A 19239-nucleotide genomic window follows, 5' to 3' on the forward strand; every position below is an offset into this window, starting at 1 on the left:
AGATTATACTCGGTTTAAGTTTTGCTAGCAGCACATCACAAGCCATTGATTTGGAAATCAATTCATTAATGAACCAGTTTTATGACGTCAGTAAGCTAACCATTGGACAGCATGTGGGAGTCGAAATAGACCCCCATGTACTGAACTACCCCCTGAGTGCCGATAAAAGCATATGGGTAGCGGATCAGGGAGACCGTTCATTTGTGCTGCGTTTTTTCCGTCCTGACCGTGGCGAGCTAGACGATTTCATTCGCACAGCAAGGCGCTATGCCGCCGTAAAACACCCTGCGATTACCCCAAGTTACCCGCCCTTCTATTCTGATCTTTGGGTGTTTGCTTTATCGGCAGTATGTGGTGGGGAGCGACTATTTAGCTTTTTGGGGAAATATCCCGAAGGCGCCCCACTCAATGTCATTCTTAGCGTGTTCGACCCAATCGCCAAAGCACTAGATCAGGTTCATCAACGGGACTATGTGCATGGGCATCTAGATCTCAATAGCGTCCATGTAGTGAATGGCATCGGCGTGATGACTGGATTTGGGTCTCATCATTGGCTTGAACGTATCACTGAAGAAGATATGGATCGGCGCTTTATGCCGCCGGAGTATTTGAAACGCAAACAAAAGCGCACCCCCGCATCGGATCGCTATATGTTTATGCGCTTGCTGGTAGCGGCTTTTGCCGGCGAATCTTGGTTAGACCAAGGCAGTCTTCACGATCTCCCAGACAGCTTGCCGAATTTGTCAGACGATGCTTGGCATGCAATACGCAATTGGACACGTCCCGCTGAGCGTCATCGTCCTAAATCCTTAGTAGAAGTTATGCGACTCTTGCGGGCGAGCTTATTCGAAACCAGCAATAAAGCGAACGCCAAGCCGGTAAAGTCCCGTGTGCTAACTGCTAAGCGTAGACGTCAACTAGCCAAGGGGGCAGCCTATAGCAGTGCTGCTGGCGTTGCCCTGCTTGCTACTGCTCTGCTCTGGCCCAGTGCTGAAGAACTTCCAACCAATAAGGGCAAAAAAGCTACGGCAAAGTCAACGCCGACGCAAACGAGTTTTGACGGTCTTCCTCAAACCTTGGAAGAAGCCCTACAAGTTGGCGGCACCGCTCCTAAAGTAGAAAAGGTTGCTCCTGCCACTTTCTCAATGGGCGACCTCAATGGGGTGGGAGATGATAATGAATACCCAGTACGTAAAGTCCTGATACCAAAAGGCTTTTACTTTAGTAAGCATGAAGTGACCTTTGCCCAGTACGATCATTTCGCGCGCACCACCGGACGAGCATTACCACCAGACAATGGTTGGGGACGCGGCCAGCGTCCGGTAATCAATGTGTCTTGGTATGACGCCAAAGCCTATACAGCATGGCTTTCTGATCAAACTGGCGCCGAATATCGTCTGCCGACGGAAATTGAATGGGAATATTCCGCCCGCGCCGGATCAGATACGGCGTTTTGGTATGGCAATGAACTTAAACCGGGCTATAGCGTATGCGATAGCTGCGGTAGTCAATGGGATGGTGTCTCCTCTGCCCCGGTTGGCTCACAAGTTGCTAATCCATTCGGGTTATTCGACATGCACGGCAATGTGGCCGAATGGGTCGAAGATTGCTATCACGATAATTACGAGGGAGCGCCTACTACCAATCAGGTCTGGCTTTCAGATAGCTGCTCTGGTCGCGTATTGCGAGGCGGTTCTTGGTATGACATACCCGCGGTGGGCCGCAGCGCCACACGCTATCGTGCGGATGCAGCCCTTAAAGCGAGCAACTGGGGGTTTCGCGTAGTCCGCGTTATTCCTGACTCTCAGGCGCTTGCAAATAGCGAATAAGCGTCATAAATATCACCTATTCTAAATTAAAATGGTGAATACCCTCTCGGAGGCGACATTTTTATATAGAATGTCGAAACAATGAAATTAGCCAGTGTGCGCTCTCTTGGTGATCTTTACCGGAGCACCATGATTCAGAGCCAACGCTTTAACACGTCAGCTAAATAGGCTGATGTCTAACAAAGGGGAACTATTGTGTTAGAAGCATACCGTAAACACGTCGAAGAACGTGCCGCCCAGGGCATCCCACCAACCGCACTTAACGCAGAGCAAACCGCTGCGCTAGTTGAGCTGCTTAAAGCGCCCCCAGCAGGCGAAGAAGAATTTATTGTAGACCTTTTTAAAAATCGTATTCCTGCCGGTGTAGACGAAGCTGCTTATGTAAAAGCAGGCTTCCTAGCTGCGATTACTAAGGGTGAAGCCGCTTCTCCTTTGATTGACAAAGCACAAGCGACTGAAATTTTGGGTACTATGCTTGGCGGCTACAACGTACAGCCATTGATTGCATGTCTTGATGACGCAGCGATCGCACCGATTGCAGCAAAAGCACTTTCTCACACTTTGCTAATTTTCGATGCCTTCCATGACGTGCAAGAAAAAGCCGACGCCGGCAATGAGTTTGCTAAGCAAGTTATTCAGTCTTGGGCTGATGGCGAGTGGTTTACGAGCAAGCCACAGCTAGCCGACAAAATCACGGTTACTGTATTCAAAGTAACTGGCGAAACCAACACCGACGACCTATCTCCTGCTCCTGATGCTTGGTCTCGTCCTGACATCCCACTACACGCTAATGCCATGCTAAAAATGGCTCGCGATGGTATCGTGCCAGACAAAGACGGTGAAATCGGCCCGATCAGTAAAATCAATGAGCTGAAAGAGAAAGGTTTCCCTCTTGCCTACGTCGGTGACGTGGTAGGTACGGGTTCTAGCCGTAAGTCTGCGACTAACTCTGTGCTATGGCACATGGGTGACGACATTCCATTTATCCCGAACAAACGCGGTGGTGGTGTGTGTATCGGCGGTAAAATCGCTCCAATCTTCTTCAACACAATGGAAGACGCAGGTGCATTACCGATCGAAATGGATGTTAGCAACATGGAAATGGGCGATGTTATCGACATCTACCCATATGAAGGCGTTGTTAATAAACATGGCACTGATGAAGTTATCACGACGTTTGAACTAAAAACTCAGGTAATCCTAGACGAAGTACGCGCTGGTGGCCGTATTCCTTTGATCATCGGTCGTGGCCTGACTGCCAAGGCACGTGAAGCACTAGGTTTGGCACCATCTGATTTATTCATTATGCCTGGCTCTGTGGCTGACAGTGGTAAAGGTTACACCCTAGCACAGAAAATGGTTGGTAAAGCTTGTGGCGTAGCGGGTGTTCGTCCTGGCACCTACTGCGAACCTAAGATGACGACAGTTGGCTCGCAAGATACTACTGGCCCAATGACCCGTGATGAGCTTAAAGACCTAGCGTGTCTTGGCTTCAGTGCCGACCTAGTGATGCAATCTTTCTGTCACACTGCTGCTTACCCTAAACCTGTTGACGTGGTAACACACCACACGCTACCAGACTTCATTATGAACCGTGGCGGTGTTTCCCTACGCCCAGGTGACGGTATCATCCACTCTTGGTTGAACCGTATGCTACTTCCTGACACGGTAGGTACTGGTGGCGACTCTCACACTCGTTTCCCATTAGGTATTTCTTTCCCTGCAGGTTCTGGCCTAGTGGCTTTCGCTGCTGCTACTGGGGTAATGCCATTGGATATGCCTGAGTCTGTATTGGTACGTTTCAAAGGTAAAATGCAACCAGGTATCACCCTACGTGACCTAGTACATGCTATTCCTTACCAAGCGATCCAAGAAGGCCACCTAACAGTTGAGAAGAAAGGTAAGAAAAACATCTTCTCTGGTCGTATCCTTGAGATCGAAGGTCTTGAGCACCTAACCGCGGAGCAAGCATTCGAACTTTCTGATGCTTCTGCCGAGCGTTCTGCAGCGGGTTGTACCATCAACCTATCTGAAGAGTCTGTCGCTGAGTACCTAAAATCTAACATCGTAATGCTACGTTGGATGATTTCTGAAGGTTACGGTGACCCTCGCACACTAGAGCGTCGTGCTAAAGCCATGGAAGAATGGTTAGCTAACCCTCAACTAATGCGCGCTGATGCGGATGCAGAATACGCTGCTGTTATCGAAATTGACCTTGATAACCTAAAAGAGCCTGTTCTTTGTGCTCCAAATGATCCAGATGACGCTCGCCTATTGTCTGATGTGCAAGGTGCTAAGATCGATGAAGTATTTATCGGTTCTTGTATGACTAACATCGGTCACTTCCGCGCCGCTGGTAAACTTCTAGATGCTGCAGGTAAAGTGGTTCCTACTCGTCTATGGGTATCTCCACCAACTAAGATGGATCAACAGCAACTAACTGCTGAAGGCTACTACAGCATCTTCGGTAAAGCGGGTGCGCGTATGGAAATGCCAGGATGTTCACTATGTATGGGTAACCAAGCCCGTGTTGCTGACAAAGCAACGGTGGTTTCTACCTCTACTCGTAACTTCCCGAACCGTCTTGGTAACGGCGCTGACGTTTACCTAGCTTCTGCGGAACTGGCGGCTGTGGCATCCCTACTTGGCAAGCTTCCAACAACTGAAGAATATTTGGAATACGCTAGCAAGATCGACAGCATGGCATCTGAAGTTTACAACTACTTGAACTTCGATAAGATGGGCGATTACGTCAAGAAAGCCTCATCTGTGATTGCTACCGACGCGACAGCGTAAGGGCCATACCTGATAACAAAATACCCGCCTTGCGCGGGTATTTTTTTGTCATTCGCTTTCTCGAGATATAAAAAAGGCTCCGCTTGGGAGCCTTTCAGTTTTCGATAGGATAACTAACTATATCGCACCGCGATCCGCAAGTTCGTTAAACTCGTCTTGCTGCTCTCGCTCATCATCACTTTCTACGTCGTGGGCATCAGGATGGTGTTTGCGACCTTCGTGTTTAGATTTATGTTTTAGTAACTGCTTTTCTAATTTCTCGGCGACCATATCAACTGCGGTGCTGAGCTGCTTGTCGGTAGTAACAGAAGCGAACAGATCATGACCAGGAATATGGACCTTAGCTTCTAAAATCAATTCGCTCTTGTTGTGATGAGTCTCGGAATTAACGATAACTTTGATGGAAGTAATGTGGCTATTGATGTCAGCCAAGTGATCCATACCGTCTTTGATGATTTGTTGAACTTCTTCAGTAGTGTGAACGTGGTGACCGCTGATATCTAGTGTGTACATATATTATATTCCTTCTACCAATCTCTTCTTGTTGAGAGATGTTTAGCGTTGCGTTGTCACATCTATAAAGCTAAGGCCGTTTACGGACTTTTTCAACTGATAAACCGCAAAATAACGTAAAAATACCGATAAAATCACAGACTTAGTACAAAAAATGCGCAACAGGTCGAATAAAATGAAATGTCAAACAGCAACTAGCGTTCTTCAAAGTGTAAGTAAGCAGCGTACACCTATCGGTGTACGCCTAAGATCAATCTCTTCCCTGAAATCAGTAGCTCGTAAACAGGACGTTTACGAGCCACAAAATTTAGTCCTGCTCAATCATAAAGTAATCAAAGAAGTCTGCCAGTTCCTGACGCGCATTGATTGGCAAAATCGCGGCAATGTGTTGGTCAGGACGTACAATCACCATACAACCTTCTTTACGATTTACACTACGTAGATCATATACATCGTTACCGATCTGGGACTGATATACCTTCTCGTAGTCGTGCAAACCATACTTGCCTTTCGCGGGCCACAGGTAGGGGTGTAGGTCGTGCATGGATAGATCTTGCTGCTGGAACACCGCGTAAGTATCAATCACCGAGTCAACATCCGCGCCGGTAGGCGTAAATTTCACTACGGGAGACGCTTTGTCATTGGCCAAGAAATCCACCAACTTATAAACGTCCGAATTGGTTTCCGTTGGCGACTGCTCCCCCCCAAACACGAACAAACGCCAGCGACCGTCCGCTTTGACCAGATGTCCCAAATGCTCGATGCGACCATCTGCTGTACGTTGAGCTTGGGCGGAGTGGAACCGCTGACCAATTTTGAACCCAGGGGCCAAATGCTGATTTTCCTGGCCGGTACAGATATAGGATGGGTAGTACTCTATCGCCGTGCCGGATACAAATCCGCTTTGACGCTTCATAAAGGCTTCGATTTTGGCGGTGTTGACCTGAGCCTGCTCAGAGTTATCGCCAGCAGCAGGGCGTGTCGCCACTATGCGAGAAAGCTCTCGGTCGGCATCAATAAGTTGCTGAGCAACTTTGCGACGTTCGGTCTCGTAGGTGTGGAGAATCTTCGGTGCCACTTTACCTTGAAGTACCGCTGCTAATTTCCAACCAAGGTTGAAAGTATCGGGTAACGAGGTATTCAACCCCCAACCACCTTTTGGACTATGGGTATGGCAGGCATCCCCCGCAACAAAAGCTCGGGGAATCACGTCCTCAGAACTACCTAGTGGGCGATTATCGAAACGCTCGGCAATCCGCTGCCCTACTTCGTAGATTGACCACCATGCGGTTTCTTTTACGTCTAAAGTGTAAGGCTGGAAAATCTTCTGGGCCTTCGCAATGATGTCTTTATCCGTTAGTTTGACGTCAGCAGCTCGTTTATCTTTGTCGAGCAAATCCAGCTCAACGTAAAAACGGCACAGGTAACCGCCCTCCCGTGGAATGGTCATAACCGCGCCATGATCTTTAGACTGGATGAAGCTCTTAACACGGATGTCAGGGAAATCCGTATTCAACAGAATATCCATTACCCCCCAAGCTTTGTTCGCTGAGTCACCCTTCAGTTCAATTCCCATGCCTTTACGCACACGGCTACGACCGCCATCAGCGCCAACCAGATAACGTGCTTTAATGGTCTCTAGTTTGCCGTTTCCAGCTTCGTCGGTACGCTTGAAGGTCGCAGTAATTGGGTAGGCACTGAGGTCTTGAGTCAAGCTATCATCAATGTCCAGTTCAATTAATTCGCGGCTGTAATGGGGTTCTAGGTTGGTAATGGAGTTACGCATACCATCTAGTAGCAACTCGTGTAAACGAGCTTGGTTGACGATGCCATGGGTGAACTCAGATAACCCAGCACGGGCATCGGCAATCTTCTCCGTACGTTTGATATGTTGCGGGTTTTGTGGGTCTGGTTCCCAAAATGTGTTTTGTTTGAGCTGATAGGTTTCTTTTACCACCATCTCACTGCTATTGAAGGCTTCCATAATCTCCATAGTACGGCAGGAAATGCCATCAGCACGGCCAAACAGCAGCGGCCCCGGTGCCTTGTCCACAATGCAGGTTTTAATATCTTCAAACTCTGCCAACTGACGCGCCATTGTTAGTCCAGCGGGGCCAGTACCGACGATCAGCACATCGACCTCTTGCGGTAAATTCACGATAGGAGGATTAGGATAAGGCTTACGGGCCTTATCAGGCACTTGGTAATTACCAGGCTTAAAGCCATTTAAGTGATATTGCATCTCACGACCCTCTTATAATTATTACAGTATCTAATGCAAGTAGCATAATAGATAACATGTTAATTAAATTTTTTCCAGATTAAAGGGTCTTTTGTTTGGATCAAGAGCTACGATCTGAGTGAGATGATAGGGGTGAAGCTGAAAATGAGGCCATGAGCGGGATCGTCAGATCAACCAGCTCTTTAACCTGTTCAAGTGGTCTTTCTTTTAAGAGCTCGATCAGCGTATTTGCCAATTTAACTTACATAAAATAAAAAACCCGCTACCTTTCAGCAGCGGGTCTTTCTAACTCAATCTAACACTAACCCAAAGACCTTAGTCTTCGATCAGGATACGCAACATACGACGTAGTGGCTCTGCTGCACCCCAAAGTAGTTGGTCACCCACTGAGAAGGCGCTGATATATTCAGGGCCCATGTTGAGTTTACGGATACGACCCACTGGGATATTTAGAGTACCAGTAGTCACTGTCGGAGTTAGTTGCTCCATAGTGGCTTGTTTGTCGTTTGGTACAACGTTAACCCATTGGTTGTGCTCAGCCAGCAAGCCTTCGATGTCCGCTACTGGGATATCTTTGTTTAGCTTGATGGTGTAAGCCTGACTGTGGCAACGCATGGCACCGATACGGACACATAGACCGTCCACTGGGATTGGTTTGCCATTGATACCTAGGATCTTGTTACACTCAGCCTGTGCTTTCCACTCTTCACGGCTTTGGCCGTTATCAAGTTGGCTGTCGATGTAAGGAATCAAAGAACCTGCTAGTGGTACGCCGAATTGGTCAGTCGGCAGTGTACCAGAGCGCATCTTCTCCGCGACTTTACGGTCGATGTCTAGGATCGCACTGGCTGGATCAGCAAGCTCAGATGCCACTTCTGCGTTTAGTAAACCGAACTGAGTCAGTAGCTCACGCATGTGACGGGCACCACCGCCAGAAGCCGCTTGGTATGTCATAGATGACATCCACTCGATATGGCCTTTCTCGAACAGACCACCAAGAGCTAGAAGCATCAAGGAAACCGTACAGTTACCGCCCACATAGGTTTTCACGCCATCTTTTAGACCTTGTTTGATGACGTGTTGGTTTACTGGATCAAGTACGATGATGGCATCTTTTTCCATACGCAAAGAAGATGCCGCGTCGATCCAGTAGCCATTCCATCCTGCCTCACGCAACTGTGGGTATACGGCTTTGGTGTAGTCGCCGCCCTGACAGGTAATAATGATGTCCATCTTCTTCAAGGACTCAATATCATTGGCGTCTTGAAGTACTGGAATATCTTTACCGATATCTGGGCCAGCTTGACCTGTTTGAGACGTGGAGAAAAACACCGGATCAATATGATCGAAGTCGCTTTCTTCACGCATACGTTGCATTAGCACAGAACCAACCATTCCGCGCCAGCCGACTAAACCTACAGTTTGTTTTGACATGATTTCATTTACCTTTTTAGTGTGGGCCTACTCATACCAAGAGCAGTATCCCGGTTAATGCCTAATAGTTTGATTAGGCGTCTAGAGCTGCAAGTACGGCGTCACCCATTTGGACAGTACCTACAGTTGTGCATCCTTGTGATGCAATATCAGCAGTACGCAAGCCTTGATCTAGGACGTTGCTAACCGCTTGCTCAATGGCATCAGCCGCTTCTTTTGCGTCCAATGAATAGCGCAACATCATAGCGACAGAAAGAATCGTCGCCAATGGGTTTGCGATACCTTTTCCAGCAATATCTGGTGCAGAACCGTGACATGGCTCATACATACCACGACCTTCTGCGTTTAGAGAAGCAGAAGGTAACATACCGATAGAGCCTGTCAACATGGCTGCCGCATCTGACAAAATATCACCGAACATATTGCCGGTAACCATCACGTCGAATTGTTTTGGCGCACGAACAAGCTGCATGGCAGCATTGTCCACTAGCATGTGCGAAAGTTCTACATCAGGGTATTCTTTCGCCACTTCTTCCATGATTTCCTTCCAGAGTACCGTCACTTCCAATACGTTGGATTTGTCGATGGAACAAACACGCTTACCACGCTGACGGGCTGCTTCAAACGCAGAGCGACCGATACGGCGAATTTCCGATTCGCTGTAGACGTAGGTGTTAAAACCTTCACGTTCGCCGTTCTCTAGGGTACGGATACCGCGGGGCTGGCCGAAGTAAATACCACCGGTCAGTTCGCGCACGATCAAGATATCCAAACCAGACACGATTTCTGGCTTCAAGCTCGATGCTTCCGCTAATTGTGGGTAAAGGATTGCTGGACGTAAGTTTGAAAATAAATCCAAGTTAGAACGTAGCCCCAAGAGACCTTTTTCTGGACGCGCCGACATATCGAGTTTATCCCACTTAGGGCCACCTACGGCGCCAAGTAAAATGGCATCGGCTGCCTTGGCTTTCGCTAGGGTATCTTCCGGCAACGGAGAGCCGGTTTCGTCGTAAGCAGAACCACCAACAAGAGCAGATTCGTGGGTGATACCCAAGTTAAATTTTTCGTTTACCTTATCTAGTACGCGAACCGCTTGGGCCACGATTTCTGGGCCAATGCCGTCACCCGGTAAAACCAATACATTTTTAGACATAACAAAATTCCTTATAGTGAACGTGGCGCGAATAACCAAGGCGCAGTTTGTTGACGTTTCTCTTCGTAAGCGCGGATGCGGTCTGCTTCTTCAAGAGTTAAACCAATATCGTCTAAACCTTTTAGCAAGCAGTGTTTACGGAACGTATCCACCAAGAAACTAAAGCTAGTGCCACTTGGTGTAGTCACTGTTTGTGCTTCTAAATCAACGGTCAATTGGTAGCCTTCGGTACTATTCACTTCACGGAATAGTTGATCGACTTCTTCTTCGTGAAGCACGATGGGTAGCAAACCGTTTTTAAAGCAGTTGTTGTAAAAAATATCTGCAAAGCTTGGGGCGATGATGACGCGGATACCAAAATCATCCAATGCCCAAGGCGCGTGTTCACGGCTAGAGCCACAACCAAAGTTTTGGCGCGCTAGCAGGACGCTGGTTCTTTGGTAGCGTGGTTGGTTTAACACGAAATCCTGACGCAATGGACGACCGGTACACTCTTGGTCTGGTTGACCTTCGTCTTCGTAGCGTAATTCGTCAAAAAGGTTTTTACCGAAGCCAGTACGTTTGATGGATTTCAAAAACTGCTTCGGGATAATCATATCGGTATCCACGTTGGCTAAATCCAATGGTGCTGCGATACCTGTATGTACTGTAAATGGACGCATGCTGATCTCCTATTGTTTAACCAAATCGTTTACGTCGACAAAGCGACCGGCAATGGCCGCAGCCGCAGCCATGGCTGGACTTACCAAGTGAGTGCGACCGCCGAAGCCCTGGCGACCTTCGAAGTTACGGTTAGAAGTAGACGCACAATGCTCGCCCTGCCCCAATTTGTCGGCGTTCATCGCCAAACACATAGAACAGCCTGGCTCACGCCATTCGAGGCCTGCTTCGGTGAAGATCTTGTCCAAACCTTCTTGCTCAGCCTGAGCTTTCACTAAACCTGAACCAGGAACGACGATGGCTTGTTTCAATGTCGAAGCCACTTTACGGCCTTTCACTACCTCCGCCGCAGCGCGCAAGTCTTCGATTCGAGAGTTAGTACAAGAACCGATAAAGACGCGATCTAAAACGATATCGCCCAAGGTTTCTTTGCCTTCTAAGCCCATGTATTTCCAAGCGCGGGCATAGCTTTCCCGTTTCACTGGGTCGGTTTGGTCCTCGGCTTTAGGAATAGGCTGGTCAATGGCGATCACCATTTCTGGTGATGTACCCCAAGTAACCTGTGGCTTGATATCTTCTGCTTTTAGTACGACGACTTCGTCAAATTCCGCGTCAGCATCAGAAACAAGGTCTTGCCATGCGGCAACGGCCATATCCCACTGCTCGCCTTTTGGCGCGTAAGGGCGGTCTTTCACGTAGTCGATAGTGGTTTGGTCAACGGCAATCAAACCAACACGGGCACCTGCTTCAATCGCCATATTACAAACAGTCATGCGGCCTTCCATTGACAGGGACTGAATCGCAGAGCCACCGAACTCAATGGCAAAACCGGTACCACCAGCGGTGCCGATTTTACCAATGATCGCCAATACTACGTCTTTAGCCGTTACATAGGGATTCAGCTGGCCATCTACACGTACCAACATATTGCGCATTTTCTTCGCAACCAAACATTGGGTCGCCAATACGTGTTCTACTTCCGAAGTACCGATGCCATGGGCCAACGCGCCAAACGCACCGTGGGTAGAAGTATGGGAGTCACCACACACCACTGTCATGCCCGGCAAGGTCGCGCCCTGCTCTGGACCCACGACGTGTACGATACCTTGGCGGATATCGGTCATGTTGAACTCAGTGATACCAAATTCATTACAGTTGTCGTCTAGGGTAGTTACCTGAATTTTCGATACAGGGTCAGCAATACCGTCGACACCGCTTTTGCGCTCTAGCACGGTGGTCGGTACGTTGTGATCCGGTGTAGCTAAGTTAGAAGACACACGCCATGGCTTGCGACCCGCTAGGCGCAAACCTTCAAACGCTTGGGGTGAGGTTACTTCGTGCAGTAATTGCAAATCGATGTAAAGCAACGCACTGCCGTCGTCACGCTGTTGCACCAAGTGGGCATCCCACAACTTATCGTAAAGTGTTTTACCGGACATACTCTCTCTCCTGTATTGTCGTTGTCCTATGCTAGCGTTTGCGCTTTAATTACTCCAATTCATATTTTTCATGTTTTGGATAATTTTTAGGAATCATGGATATTGCCGAACTACTGACCTTTATTAAAGTCGCCGAAACAGAATCATTCTCCGAGGCAGCGGAACGTCTTTTTTTGACGCAACCTGCCGTTAGCAAGCGTATTGCTGCTCTGGAAAGCAATTTGAGTGTGCGCTTATTTGATCGCATCGGACGCCAAGTGCAGCTTACCGAAGCGGGTCGCAAACTGCTGCCAAAAGCGAAACAAATTGCTGAAGACTTGGCGGATATCAAACGCAGCATGAGTTTGCAGATGGAAGACGTGGTTGGGGAGCTACAAGTGGTGACGAGTCATCATATTGGTTTGCACCGTTTACCCTCAACGTTGAAGCGCTTTGAGCAGGATTATTCCAACGCCAAGCTGATGATTGAATTTACTCAATCAGAGGAAGCCTACCGCCGAGTAGTGAAAGGTGAAGCGGAGCTTGGGGTGATTACCTTGTCGCAAGTAGAAGACAGCCAGATAGCGGCATTACATATCTGGTCCGATACCCTCGCCTGTGTCGTCAGTCCCGAGCACCCGCTGGCAAAACTCCCGATTCACCAATTGAGCGTCATTGAGCTAGCCCAATATGAATGTGTCTTGCCCCACGAGAACACCTTCACCCGACAAATTGCCGAGAAAGTCTTTCTTGGTCATGGGGTAAAGCCCAAAGTGCGGATGAATACCAATAACTTGCAGACATTAGCCATGCTCGCCGGTATTGGCTGGGGTTGGTCACTGATCCCGGCAACCATGGTGACCAGTGACTTGATCGTGTTGAATATTGAAGCCCTAAAAATAGAACGCAAGCTTGGGGTCATTTACCACCGCCAGCGCACCCTAAGCCGCGCAGCCCAGGCGTTCATCGACTTAGTGCGTTTGCACGCGGATAGCGCTGCCCCGACTAAACTGGTTCAATAGCAAAATAACTAGTGCCAAACCACATACTAATGAGGCGGCGGTGAAGGTCCAGCCGCCGCCGAACCAATCCCATAAATACCCAGCGCCAACAATGCCTAAACCGCTACCCAAACCGGCGGAAATACCGCTATAGGCCGCCTGTCCCTGACTCACGTATTGATCGGGCACCAAGTCTTTCAATTGCTCGATAGACACCACATGAAACAGGGCAAAAGTAATGCAATGTAGCAACTGGGTAGCAAGCACCACCCAGAAGATTTCTGCAAACCAACCAATGCTCACCCAACGCAGTCCACCACAAATGAAACACAAGGCAAACAGATATTGGCGGTTAACGCGTTTTACATAGTTGCCTAAGAAAATAAACAGCACAATTTCCAGTATCACGCCAAAGGCAATCAGCAGACCTACCACATCATTGCTATAACCAGCATTAAGTAAATGCACTGCAAAGAAGGTATTGAAAGGCGCGTGGGACATATAAGACAAAAATGCCAACGCCAAGAAAATCACAAATTGGCGCTGTCTCAGCAATTTCAAGAACTGCCCTTTCACCTGTACCGATGCAGATTGGCTAGTCTGTTCCTTCAGAAAGAAGGTGGCGATAAAAGTCATCCACACACAGCCAATCACGGCGTAAATAATCGTGCTTGGGCCAAACCAGCCGATCAGTGCACCGAAGATAGTGACCGAAAAAATATAGCCAATAGAGCCACCAACCCGCACCCTTGAATACGGCACATCTAAATGGCGAGTGCTGCGCACGGCTAACGCATCCCCCATTGGTGTCAATGCGCTATAAAACAGCGCTACGGTTATTGACAGCAACCAGAGCCAGATAAATTCCCCAACCCATACAAATGGCAGTAGCGCCAGACCACAACCGAACGCTGCTATTTGCAAGGTGCGCTTTGGTCGCCCAGTTTTGGTGGTTAACCACCCCCAAAAATGCGGTACAACAATGGCCGCTAAGGTAAAACTGGACATGAGACGACCAATTTCTGAGCCAGTTAAGCCGATGGATTGGTAATACACCGACATATAGGGCATCAGAACCCCGATGACACTACAGAAAAAGAAGAAATAGAAAAAGAGTGGCCAAGCCACTGGAGCAGACGCTTTACTAAACATGCAATCTTAACCTTTCGGTCTAAATTAGTTTTAAGCGGTGAAGTATGGGGCAAGTAAGCTAAATTTGCATCTAACAATCTCTGAGGGAATTGCTAAACTAGCTTTAACAAACCGCCATAGGGGGCAACATGCAACACAATCAACAAACGGACTGGTGGCGTGGTGCCGTCATCTATCAGGTTTATCCCCGCAGCTTTTACGATGCCAATGACGACGGTATTGGCGATCTCAAAGGTGTTACGGAAAAGCTCCCCTACATCGCCAAATTAGGTGTAGATGCCATCTGGCTGTCACCCTTCTTTACGTCACCGATGAAAGATTTTGGCTACGATGTATCGGACTATTGCGATGTGGATCCCATTTTTGGCGATCTAGCGGACTTTGATGAGCTAATTGAACGGGCTCATTCGCTAAATATTAAAGTCATCATCGATCAGGTGCTTAATCATACTTCAGATCAGCACCCTTGGTTTATTGAATCGCGCAGCAGCCACAATAACCCTAAGGCAGACTGGTATGTGTGGGTTGATCCGAAGCCTGATGGCAGTGTCCCCAATAACTGGCTGTCGGTATTTGGCGGTCCCGCTTGGCGCTGGGATAGTCGCCGTCGCCAGTATTACCTGCATAATTTTCTCGATAGTCAGCCAGACCTGAACTTCCACAACCCTGCGGTGGTGGATGCGGTGTTAGACACGGTTAAATTCTGGTTGGAACGGGGTGTCGACGGCTTCCGGCTGGATACTGCCAATTACTATTTCCATGATGAACAACTGCGGGACAATCCTCCGCAACCTCATATTGCCGAAGGTAGTATTGGTGTTAGACCAGACAATCCCTATGCCTACCAGCTTCATCTTTACGATAAATCCCGCCCGGAAAATATTGCGTTCTTAAAGCGGTTACGCGCCCTACTCGACCAATACCCAGGCACAACGACTGTCGGGGAAATAGGTTGCGACTTTTCCCTAAAGACCATGGCGGCTTACAGTCAAGGGGGAGATAAGCTACATATGTGCTACTCCTTTGACCTACTTACCCATGACAGTTCTATGGAGCATATTCGCAATACGGTAGAAACAATGGAAAAAGGCTTAGGGGACGGCTGGCCTTGCTGGTCCATTGGTAATCATGATGTGGAGCGGGTGATTTCCCGCTGGCGTAGAGGTAAAGAGGTTAGCCAGGCTCGGGCTAAGGTCTATATGGTCATGCAGCTTTCCCTTCGTGGTAGCGTGTGCCTGTACCAAGGGGAAGAGCTAGGTTTACCAGAAGCTGAACTTACCTTCGAACAACTAGTTGACCCGTTTGGCATTAACTTTTGGCCAGAATTTAAAGGGCGCGATGGTTGTCGCACCCCGCTACCTTGGGAAAACACAATGCCCAATGGCGGCTTTAGTCAAACTGCTGAGCCTTGGCTGCCAGTGTCCGACACCCACTTACCTTTAGCGGTAGCAGAGCAGGAAGGTGAACGTCACTCCGTGCTCCATGCCTATCGGGATTTCCTGCATTTCCGCCGCCATCATCCGGTGTTAATTCAAGGAGACATCACCTTCCATCACCATGATGAACAATGCTTGGTGTTCAGTCGCCACTTGGGACAGGAGAGTATGCTTATCGCCATAAACTCGGGGGATGAAACGGAAATTTTGCCCTTGCCAGTCAAACAGGCCCAGCAAATTACCTTGCCGGAGGGCATCAAGGAAGGACATATCGAGCACTCCAGCTTGGTATTGCCAAGCTGCTCAGTACTGATTGCAAAATTATAGATAACAGTTGCTCACCCTTGCCTCAAGCACAAGGGTGAGTAGCGCACCTTAGTGTAGCTTCAATTTCGGCTTGACAACTTTGGCAATGCGCTGGGCTGCCATAATAATCATGGCTTTGAACCAACCGTGGATGGCAATCAGGTGCAAACGATATAATGAAACGTACACAAATCGCGCGATACGGCCTTCCACAAACATGGAGCCTTTCATTAGATTCCCCATCAAACTTCCGACCGTGCTGTAGCGGCTAAGATTGACCAAAGAGCCATAGTCCTTGTAGATATAGTCATTTAAGGGCTCAGAACGGAATTGGGCTTTGATGTTGGCGAACACGATATCCGCCATTTGATGGGCCGATTGGGCTCGCGGCGGCACCATCTTACCGTTGGGCTGCTGACAAGCACAGCAATCGCCAATAACAAATATCTTATCGTAGTTTGGTACCTGTAACGTCCCTTTCACCACAATTTGGTTGGTGCGAGTGGTCTGGAAGCCTGGGATTTGCTTGATGAAGTCGGGGGCTTTCACGCCTGCGGCCCATATCATCAAGTCCGCTCTAATCAATTCATTATCGGCAGTGGTAAGACCTTCATCACTGGCACTAACAATACGGGTGTTTTCTTTCAACTCTACACCCAATTTCGCCAGTTCTTTGCGGGCATTATTGGCAATCCGATCTGGTAGCGCCGGTAAAATACGCGGCCCCGCTTCTACTAAGGTGACGCGAATACGTTTACCCGACATTAGAGGCATACCGTAAGTGCGTAGCAAATCCGCCACATGGAATAGTTCCGCCGACAGTTCTACCCCGGTAGCCCCTGCCCCGACAATGGCAATATTTAAGTGACTGTCTTCCCCTTGCTGATTGATCCGTAAAAACTGATTCAACAGGGCCTGTTGAAACCGCTCCGCTTGCTGGTGAGAATCAAGAAAATAGCAGTGTTCGGCCACGCCGGGGGTGCCAAAATCGTTGCTCACACTACCGACCGCCATAATCAGGGTGTCGAATTTAACCGTCCGTTCCGGCAAGACCGAGTGGTCTTTGTCATCACGAATTTCTTGCAGCGTTAGCTTCTTATTATCAGGATCGACGGCAATCACATTACCCAACTGAAACTTATAGTAATGCTTGGCCGCATGGGCGCGATAGTTAATACCATCAGTATTCACATCCAATGATCCAGTGGCCACTTCGTGGAGCAAGGGCTTCCAGATATGGGTGAAACTGCGATCTACTAAGATCACTTCAGCCTGTTTAGACTTGCCAAATTGATGACCAAGTTTAGTCACCAATTCTAATCCCCCGGCTCCACCACCGACGACGACAATACGTTGCATGTTATTACCTCAAGCTATGTGTTTAGCTAACCGCTATCAAGTAGATACTAATAACAGTTAGCTAAACACACCTAGGGGCGTGCTCGCTGGGCTAAAAGTCGATCAAGACTATTGGCAAAGGCCATTCGATCTTGCTGGCTAAAAGGTGGTGGCCCACCCGTTTGCACCCCGGAGGTACGCATGGTCTCCATGAAATCCCGCATATTGAGCCGTTGGCGAATATTCTCTTTGGTATAGTGTTCACCACGGGGATTAATTGCCGTCGCGCCTTTATCAATACAATCGGAAGCTAGCGGAATGTCCGCAGTCACGACGATATCGTCCGGTTCAATTTTTTCGACGATATGACCGTCAGCCTCATCAAAGCCGGAACTCACCACGATACGACTGATCCATCTTGATGGAGGTACAGCAACGGGACGGTTGGCGACCAGAATACATTCAACCTGAACGCGCTCAGCCGCCCGAAACAAAATGGTTTTTATCACATTTGGACAAGCATCCGCATCGACCCAAAGTTTCATAGGGATCCTTAATAAAATAAAGGGCGTTTATACCAGCCACCGCATGGACTGAAAAGAGCCGGAGCCAGAATTCATAGCAATTGCCATCATCCTACTTCTGGCTCATGTAAGTGCATGGCCTTACGATACTCTCCCGGCGTCATTCCCGTCCATTTTTTGAAGGAACGGAAAAATGCGCTGGGTTCATCAAATCCCATCAATCGGGCAATTTCATTGATAGCGAGCTGGGGGGCGTTTAGAAAGGTGATTGCCGCTTCTTTACGACATTCATCTTTAATCTGTTGATAGGAGGTATCCTCTTCAGCTAATCGGCGCCTCATAGTGGAAACGCTCATACACATGGTTTGAGCCATTTCTTCGGCACTTGGCAAATCGCGAGAAAAATCCCGTCCTAGCACCGCCATTACCTGAGATTTCAATGAGTTATCATCATCCACCATCACCAACAACTGATATGGAGCCGTTTTTAGAAATGACCGTAGACTATCTTCAGATTGAACCAGTGGCATATCCAAATAGTCCCCATTAAACACTAGGGCATTAGCATGCTGATCAAATTTCACATCCGCCTGAAATAAGGTTTGATAGTAGCTGGCATCGTCCGGGCGAGGGAAAGAAAAATAGGCAGCCTTTAATACTAAGCGTCGCCCTATAAGCCAACTGATAAAGTGATGCCACATGGATAAGGTGGAACGAATCGTTTCGGGATCGCTGTTGGCTAGAAAGTTCGAATCAGTGCCTTGGGAAACATTGAATATTGGCGCGAAAGTGACTTTGGCATGGCGTCCCTTACGAATCAGCACCGGCTTAATCGTCGGACCGCGACAAATTTCGTAAAAGTCACTACAGCGATGTAAGGCACTTTCCAAGTTACGAGCATGGAGTATCGCCAAGCACATCATGCGAAACGCCCCGTTTGGAATCCGACCACCAGATAAAATGCCAAAAGACTCATCCTTCATTAGCAACAGGATCTGCTGGTAAAGTAAGCCATATTCGTAGGCACTCATCTTTTCTTGCTGGAAAATGGCCTGGTGACAAGTTCCGGCAGCAGCCAATAAGGCGTGAATATCATGACCATGACGCTCCACAGCCAATAACATTTGTCTGAGATAAGAGGTAGGCACTTGGGTACGTTGTGGCATGAATCTCTCCTAGATTCGTTCAACAATCATACTTTTTTAACAAAAAAAGAGCTGCAAAGGCAGCTCAGAGTGTCGATAAACCCCAGCTTTTTGCTGGGGTTTTGTTTTTTTGCGGTGCATAACCTTAAAATAAGAGCTTAACCGCCGGTTTCGGTTTAGGGCACTCCCAACCGATCCATGTAGTGGTCAAGTAAATCTGGCCACGGTTTTAGAGTTTTTCCAATACAGCCGCTCACTCTCATTAGGAGATAAACCACCATTATGCCGATGA

At 48.3% G+C, this 19239-nt stretch carries 14 protein-coding genes; 4 read left to right on the forward strand and 10 right to left on the reverse strand.

The features are described from left to right. The first annotated feature begins 68 nt into the window (after window positions 1-68). Window positions 69-1829: an SUMF1/EgtB/PvdO family nonheme iron enzyme gene (locus FJM67_RS01185; protein ID WP_140586850.1), complete on the forward strand. Its 1761-nt coding sequence runs from the start codon at window positions 69-71 to the stop codon at window positions 1827-1829. A gap of 195 nt (window positions 1830-2024) precedes the next feature. Then, window positions 2025-4625, forward strand: coding sequence for a bifunctional aconitate hydratase 2/2-methylisocitrate dehydratase (acnB, locus tag FJM67_RS01190; protein WP_140586851.1), 2601 nt, complete (start codon window positions 2025-2027; stop codon window positions 4623-4625). 117 nt (window positions 4626-4742) lie between these two features. On the opposite strand, the gene hpf is transcribed toward acnB, so the two are convergent. The 6 genes from hpf to leuC all read right to left on the reverse strand — a co-directional run bounded on the left by hpf (window position 4743) and on the right by leuC (window position 12066). Next, a complete protein-coding gene (hpf, locus tag FJM67_RS01195) occupies window positions 4743-5138 on the reverse strand; it encodes a ribosome hibernation-promoting factor, HPF/YfiA family (protein WP_140586852.1) in 396 nt (131 codons plus the stop codon). A gap of 307 nt (window positions 5139-5445) precedes the next feature. Beyond that, on the reverse strand, window positions 5446-7380 hold the full coding sequence (locus FJM67_RS01200) for an FAD-dependent monooxygenase (protein WP_140586853.1): 1935 nt from the start codon (window positions 7378-7380) through the stop codon (window positions 5446-5448). Window positions 7381-7695: 315 nt separating this feature from the next. Continuing rightward, window positions 7696-8814: an aspartate-semialdehyde dehydrogenase gene (asd, locus tag FJM67_RS01205; RefSeq protein WP_140586854.1), complete on the reverse strand. Its 1119-nt coding sequence runs from the start codon at window positions 8812-8814 to the stop codon at window positions 7696-7698. A gap of 73 nt (window positions 8815-8887) precedes the next feature. Next, window positions 8888-9967 carry a 3-isopropylmalate dehydrogenase gene (leuB, locus tag FJM67_RS01210; RefSeq protein WP_140586855.1) on the reverse strand — a complete coding sequence of 360 codons (1080 nt, stop codon included), beginning with the start codon at window positions 9965-9967 and terminating at the stop codon, window positions 8888-8890. A gap of 11 nt (window positions 9968-9978) precedes the next feature. Further along, window positions 9979-10629, reverse strand: a complete 651-nt coding sequence (leuD, locus tag FJM67_RS01215) for a 3-isopropylmalate dehydratase small subunit (RefSeq protein ID WP_140586856.1) — start codon at window positions 10627-10629, stop codon at window positions 9979-9981. Between the two features lie 9 nt (window positions 10630-10638). Then, the gene (leuC, locus tag FJM67_RS01220) at window positions 10639-12066 is read right to left on the reverse strand and encodes a 3-isopropylmalate dehydratase large subunit (RefSeq protein ID WP_140586857.1); all 1428 of its coding nucleotides are present in this window, start codon (window positions 12064-12066) and stop codon (window positions 10639-10641) included. A 95-nt stretch (window positions 12067-12161) separates the two neighbouring features. Here leuC and FJM67_RS01225 point away from each other — a divergent pair, with 95 nt between their 5' ends. After that, a complete protein-coding gene (locus FJM67_RS01225) occupies window positions 12162-13067 on the forward strand; it encodes a LysR family transcriptional regulator (RefSeq protein WP_181161396.1) in 906 nt (301 codons plus the stop codon). Here the strand turns inward: FJM67_RS01225 and FJM67_RS01230 are convergent. Next, complete coding sequence (locus FJM67_RS01230; RefSeq protein WP_140586859.1) at window positions 13017-14198, reverse strand: MFS transporter; 1182 nt, start codon at window positions 14196-14198, stop codon at window positions 13017-13019. The two genes, FJM67_RS01225 and FJM67_RS01230, sit on opposite strands and share 51 nt — an antisense overlap. A gap of 128 nt (window positions 14199-14326) precedes the next feature. Here FJM67_RS01230 and FJM67_RS01235 point away from each other — a divergent pair, with 128 nt between their 5' ends. Further along, window positions 14327-15961: an alpha-amylase family glycosyl hydrolase gene (locus FJM67_RS01235; protein ID WP_140586860.1), complete on the forward strand. Its 1635-nt coding sequence runs from the start codon at window positions 14327-14329 to the stop codon at window positions 15959-15961. Window positions 15962-16009: 48 nt separating this feature from the next. Here the strand turns inward: FJM67_RS01235 and FJM67_RS01240 are convergent, their stop codons facing one another. The 3 genes from FJM67_RS01240 to FJM67_RS01250 form a co-directional block, all read right to left on the reverse strand. Further along, on the reverse strand, window positions 16010-17299 hold the full coding sequence (locus tag FJM67_RS01240; protein WP_140586861.1) for an NAD(P)/FAD-dependent oxidoreductase: 1290 nt from the start codon (window positions 17297-17299) through the stop codon (window positions 16010-16012). A 71-nt stretch (window positions 17300-17370) separates the two neighbouring features. Then, window positions 17371-17823, reverse strand: a complete 453-nt coding sequence (locus tag FJM67_RS01245) for a YaiI/YqxD family protein (RefSeq protein ID WP_140586862.1) — start codon at window positions 17821-17823, stop codon at window positions 17371-17373. Between the two features lie 86 nt (window positions 17824-17909). Continuing rightward, a complete protein-coding gene (locus tag FJM67_RS01250; protein WP_140586863.1) occupies window positions 17910-18968 on the reverse strand; it encodes an AraC family transcriptional regulator in 1059 nt (352 codons plus the stop codon). Window positions 18969-19239: the final 271 nt, after the last annotated feature.

Origin of the sequence: Maribrevibacterium harenarium (assembly GCF_006385675.1) — a bacterium.
Taxonomy (GTDB): Bacteria; Pseudomonadota; Gammaproteobacteria; order Pseudomonadales; family Marinomonadaceae; genus Marinomonas; species Marinomonas harenarium.